The sequence below is a fragment of the Streptomyces sp. NPDC030245 genome (assembly GCF_055572995.1).
Genome location: NZ_JBVICF010000041.1, coordinates 335 through 1,013 on the forward strand (window position 1 = coordinate 335; position 679 = coordinate 1,013).

A 679-nucleotide genomic window follows, 5' to 3' on the forward strand; every position below is an offset into this window, starting at 1 on the left:
GAGCCTGTGGTGTAGGCACCGGTGTGTTCGGTGTTGGCGCCAAGGCTGTCGGCGGTGATGCGGGTGCTGCCCAGTTCCAGGGCTTTGGCCGGCGCTTGCGATTCCTGGTCGGGGTCGTTTTCAGCCAGCAGGTCCGGGCTCAGCACCACGCTGAAGAGGCCCAGGGTCAAGGTCATGGAACGGGTAATAGGCGCGAACATCGCGGCGAACTCCTTGTCGTCTATGAAAAATGCCATTGGCTCAAAGACGAAAGGAGGCGGGGAACTTTAGCGATAAACGAGAATAATTATTATCTTGGCGCTGGCGGCCAAGTCGGGTTTCACCGCATTGCGCGGATGAAACCCGGAGGGATTCAAGCTACTTGACGACCACGTTGGCGGCGTCGGTTTGCTTGGGCTTGATCAGGCTGAAATCAATCAGCGGTTTTTGCTGGCGTGCATACGGATCGCCAATCAGCCGCGGCCGGGGCTTGAAGCTGTCGCTGACCAGGCTCTTGCTGTGGTCCAGTTCATCGAAGCTCAACCCTGCCATGTCGGCCCAGGTATGGATCAGCTGCGAGCTGGTGTAGGGACGCTGCAAGTCACCGGCAAAACTCCAGTCATGGCTTTCACGCCACTTGGGCGATGCGTAGGCCATGAACGGAATGGTGTACATCGGCGCCGTCGGCTTGCCTTCGTTG

General features: G+C 58.8%; 2 protein-coding genes. Both read right to left on the reverse strand.

The features are described 5' to 3' along the window. Window positions 1-236: hypothetical protein (locus ACZ4Z4_RS38360; protein ID WP_468338556.1), on the reverse strand; the 236-nt coding region annotated here is incomplete at its 3' end. A 121-nt stretch (window positions 237-357) separates the two neighbouring features. Beyond that, window positions 358-679: hypothetical protein (locus ACZ4Z4_RS38365; protein ID WP_468338558.1), on the reverse strand; the 322-nt coding region annotated here is incomplete at its 5' end.